The sequence below is a fragment of the Arthrobacter sp. TB 26 genome (assembly GCF_000427315.1).
Taxonomy (GTDB): Bacteria; Actinomycetota; Actinomycetes; order Actinomycetales; family Micrococcaceae; genus Arthrobacter.
Map to the genome: position 1 here is coordinate 518 of NZ_AUPJ01000500.1, position 4403 is coordinate 4920.

The window sequence follows — 4403 nt, forward strand, 5'->3', positions numbered from 1 at the left end:
TCGCCGAAACGCCGCTGCCGCTGATCGCCGAGGAAGCCTCCCACATCGCGCGGGACCCGCTGGACCCCTACTTTTCCTTCGAGGAGTTCTACCGCCGGCTCCGGACCCGCAAGACCGGCCTCAAACGCGCCCTGCTGGACCAGAGGCTCGTCTCGGGAATCGGCAACATCTACGCGGACGAGGCCCTGTGGAAGGCGAAGCTGCACTATGCCCGGCCCACGGACACCCTGCGCCGGACCGACGCCCTCCGGGTGCTGGATGCCGCCCGCGAGGTCATGACGCAGGCCCTGGCTGCCGGCGGGACGAGCTTCGACTCGCTCTATGTCAACGTCAACGGCGCCTCCGGCTACTTCGACCGCTCCCTCAATGCCTACGGCCGCGAGGGCATGGAGTGCAAGCGCTGCGCCGCCGCCGGGTTGGTCAGCATAATGAAGCGGGAACAGTTCATGAACCGCTCGTCCTACACGTGCCCCGTCTGCCAGCCCCGGCCCCGCAACGGGCGCTGGTAGGTACCGGCCGCAAAAGACAAGTAGTACTACTCTTCCGAACCGTGCATCCCGCTGAAAGACTGTGCCGATGGGTGTCAGGGGAGCAGGGACCGTGGTTGCAGTGGAAGCCTTCGCCGGGGCCGGGGAAAGCCGGTGATCGCCAAGCGGCTCGTCATCGCGGGGGTTGGCCTGGCGGCGGTCCTCGGAGGCACCGCCGTCGTGCTCGACCAGGTGACGCCCGGACAGTCCGCTGACTCGCGGTTCGCGCCGGTGGCCGGCAGCAGTCCTTCGGCAGCCGGATCCGGTGCGGAGCCCGGCGCAGCTGACGCAGCGACACACCCGGACGCCGGCGGCGCCGCGGCTACCCCAACCGGAGAACCCGCCGATGGCTCAGCCCCTGCACCCGCGGGCCGTGAAGTCCTTCCCCCGGCGAGTCCGTCGCCCTCCGGGCTGCCGATGCCGCCGCCTCCGGCTCCCCTCATCAGCCTGCCCCTGCCGGCGACGGCATCAGCCCAAGGCAAAATCGTGGACGGGTTCCCCGCGGACGTCATCCCGTTTCCGGACGGTACGGTGGTTGTCTCGACCGGTGTGTCCTCGGCTGATGGATCCCTGCAGATTGCCGCGGACGCCATCGCCCCTTCCAGCCAGGACTCGGTGGTGGGGCACTTCCAGCAGATCCTGGGGCCCCTGAAGTTCTGGTCCGAACCCGTTCCGGCCGCGGAAGGACAGCAGTCCATGCGGTTCAGCCGGGGCAATGATTCAGTAACTCTCACCACCTCGACCACGGGAACGGGGAGCACCCGGTTCATGCTGCTGGCAAACCTGCATGTTGCGGCAGGAGGGTAGCGCCATTTACCTCTCCATCTCGGACCGCAACGGCGGCAAGAAGGATCTGGCCTCGGCGGACCTAAGCCCGGCCGGGCCACGGGGAAAGCCCTTCCGTCTCTCCCCGGTCATACTCTGTCTGGGCCTGGTCAGCATGCTCACCGACGTCTCGTCCGAATCTGTCTCCGCCATCCTGCCCCTGTACATCACCGGATTCCTTGGGCTGTCAACCATTGCGTTTGGCATTCTCGATGGAATCAACCAGGGCGCGAGCGCCATTGTCCGGATCGCTGCCAGCCATGCGTCCGACCGCCTCGGGCGCCCCAAAGGGGTGGCCCTCGCCGGCTACGGCCTTTCCATGCTGGCCCGGATCGGCCTCCTGTTCGCCAGCGGATTCTGGGCCTTGACCGGTGTGGTGACGGCGGACCGCATTGGTAAGGGCATCCGAACGGCCCCTCGCGACGCACTGATCGCAGTGTCAGCCCAGCCGGAATATCTGGCCCGGCACTTCGGCGTGCACCGGATGCTGGACAACATCGGGGCGGCGAGCGGTCCGCTGCTGGCCTTCTTCATCCTGATGCTGGTCCCCAACGGCTACGGCATTGTCTTTGTGGTCTCGCTGGCGTTCGCCGCGGTTGGTGTCGCAGCGCTCGCGCTGTTGGTGCCGAACCTTAAAACAGGCGCGCCGGGGGGCTCAAAGCCGGCCGGCAAAACCGGGCCGGCATGGGGTTTCCGGTGGCGGTTGCTCCGTGAACCGGGCATAGGCCGGCTGCTGGTCGCCGCCGGGATTCTGGGCCTGCTGACGGTAGGGGACGGCTTTATCTACCTGGTGCTGCAGGACAGGGACTCATTTGCTGTGCAGTGGTTTCCGCTGCTCTACGTGGGAACGAACGTGGTCTTTCTGGTCCTCGCCGTTCCACTGGGCCGCCTCGCGGACCGCTGGGGCAAGGCACGGGTGTTCGTGGCAGGGCACGTCGCACTCCTCGCCTGCTACCTGCTGGCTGCGGCGCCGCTGGGGGGCCTCGGCCCCACCGTGGCCTGCCTGGTTCTGCTCGGGGCGTTCTACGCGGCGACGGACGGCGTGCTGGCGGCGTTGGCAAGCCAGCTCACTCCGCCTGACAAACTGGCCACGGGACTCGGCGCGGCACAGACCGTGGTCGCACTCAGCCGGATGGCCGCCTCGGCGGGCTTTGGCGTCCTCTGGTTCGCGCTGGGTCCCTCCACCGCGATGACGGTGGTTGGCAGTTGCCTCGCCGCGGCCGTCGCGGCGTCCTGGTTCATCCTGCGCGGCGGCCTGCGGCAGAGGACGGCAGTTTGACCCCGGCGGGAAGCACACCGCGGTGGGGGATCCTGTTGCTCGTGACTGCGCTCGTCATCGCCGCCGCCGGAACCTATGCGGCGATTGCCTTCGGGCGTTTTCAGGAGAGCATGGCGGCGGCATCATCGGCACGGGTAGCATCCGGCGTCGCCGAGCTCACAAAAGCCACGGTCCTGTTCCGCAACACGGCGTCCGGGCAGGGCTACGGGATGATCGGCAGCGTCCCACTGTCCGAGCCTGCCGGCGCGCGGTCTTTGACGGACGTCGCCTGCGACAGGGTGTACGGGACCCTGCAGGACATCGTGTGCCTGAAGACCAACCGCGGCCTCGTCACCAACTTTGAAGCCGTACTCCTTGACCCGGACTGGCAGCAGACCAGGAGCTGGGCCGTGCCGGGCATTCCCAGCCGCACCCGGATGAATACGGACGGCTCCCTCGTGGCCACAACGGTGTTTGTCACCGGGCACTCGTACGGCAGTGCGGGCTTCTCGACAGAGACATCCATCACGGCGGCGCAGGGCGGCGGCGGAACCGGGAGCCTTGAGGACTTCGCACTGCTTGTCAACGGCACCCGGATCACGGCGGCAGACCGCAACATCTGGGGTGTGACCTTCGTTCCGGGCCAAAGCGACACGTTCTACGCGACGGCAGCATCCTCCGGCCGCATCTGGCTTGTGAAGGGGAGCATTTCGGCGCGCACCCTCACGGCAGTCCACGACGGCGTGGAGTGCCCGTCGATCTCCCCCGACGGCACCCGGATCGCGTACAAGAAGAACACCGGCGGCCCCCTGGCCGCGCACTGGCGGGTCGCGCTGCTGGACCTGGCCACCGGGACGGAAACCGTGCTGTCCGAGCAGCGCAGCGTGGATGACCAGATCGAATGGCTTGACGACCAGACACTGCTCTACGGACTCGCCCGGGACGGTGCCGCAGGCGACAGCGACATCTGGCAGATCAACGTGGATCCCGCGTCCCGTTCCGCCCTCTATATCGAGCACGCCTGGTCGCCCTCCGTGGTGCGCTGACGGGAGTCACCGCCCCGGGCCCTGGAGCCCTAAACCCATCGATTGCTCCATAACGGCCCTTATCAGGCCTCAAAAGGGCCGTTATGGAGCAATGGATGGGTGGGTCAAGGCGAGGCGGGTGCAAACACGATGTCGACGAAGTAGTTGGTGGCGTTCCAGGAGTTCGTCGGCATGGAACCGCCGGCCCCGTACTGGTACAGGCCGTTGTTCGGGCCCGCAGCCGTCAGCACGCCGTTGATCCAGGGTTCCGCGAAGAACGCGGCTGTGTAGGGATAGTTGCCGTTGGGGGCCAGGTACGACACCACATAGTTCTGTCCCGGCCCGAGCGCGACCGGAGCAGCAAACGTGGCGGTTTGCCAGCCGCTGGCTGTCTCGTTCGTGAACGTCACCTGGGCAAGCTGCTGCCCGGCGGCATTCCACAATGAGCCGACGTGCGTTCCCGTGTTGCTAGCGCCTTTGTAGAACCTCACGCCCGTGGCATTGCCCGACGCCGACACGGAGAAGGCGGTGCCCAGCTCAATGGATGACGTGTCCCCGGTTGCGGCAGGCACGGCAGGGAGCAGGGATCCGAACAGCGACTGTTCCGGGCCGGTGGGATTGGACGTGGTGAACTGCCAACTGAGCGGCGCCAGCACGGCGCCCTGGGTGGAGATGACGTTACGGACGCTGGCTGAGATCACAGTGGCCGCCGGGAATGGTTGTGCCGGTGAGAACGTCATTGTCCTGGCGTCCGCCGACAGTGCGGAC

General features: G+C 67.2%; 5 protein-coding genes (2 of these 5 running past the window's edge). 4 read left to right on the forward strand and 1 reads right to left on the reverse strand.

The window, feature by feature from the left end; translation table 11 throughout:
- The 4 genes from mutM to K789_RS0119735 all read left to right on the forward strand — a co-directional run.
- Positions 1 to 509: the 3' portion of a bifunctional DNA-formamidopyrimidine glycosylase/DNA-(apurinic or apyrimidinic site) lyase gene (mutM, locus tag K789_RS0119720; protein WP_024368256.1), read on the forward strand. It extends 454 nt beyond the left edge of the window; only the last 509 of its 963 coding nucleotides appear in the window; the start codon falls outside the window, past its left edge; its stop codon occupies positions 507 to 509.
- 132 nt (positions 510 to 641) lie between these two features.
- Positions 642 to 1334 carry a hypothetical protein gene (locus K789_RS25255; protein WP_024368257.1) on the forward strand — a complete coding sequence of 231 codons (693 nt, stop codon included), beginning with the start codon at positions 642 to 644 and terminating at the stop codon, positions 1332 to 1334.
- A 4-nt stretch (positions 1335 to 1338) separates the two neighbouring features.
- Positions 1339 to 2631, forward strand: coding sequence for an MFS transporter (locus K789_RS0119730; RefSeq protein WP_024368258.1), 1293 nt, complete (start codon positions 1339 to 1341; stop codon positions 2629 to 2631).
- Positions 2632 to 2672: 41 nt separating this feature from the next.
- Positions 2673 to 3656: a TolB family protein gene (locus K789_RS0119735; RefSeq protein WP_237739646.1), complete on the forward strand. Its 984-nt coding sequence runs from the start codon at positions 2673 to 2675 to the stop codon at positions 3654 to 3656.
- 104 nt (positions 3657 to 3760) lie between these two features.
- Here K789_RS0119735 and K789_RS0119740 read toward each other — a convergent pair.
- The coding region annotated (locus tag K789_RS0119740) for a DUF4082 domain-containing protein (RefSeq protein WP_024368260.1) crosses the window boundary (this coding region is incomplete at its 5' end): on the reverse strand, positions 3761 to 4403 show 643 of its 2475 nt. The annotated region continues 1832 nt past the right edge of the window.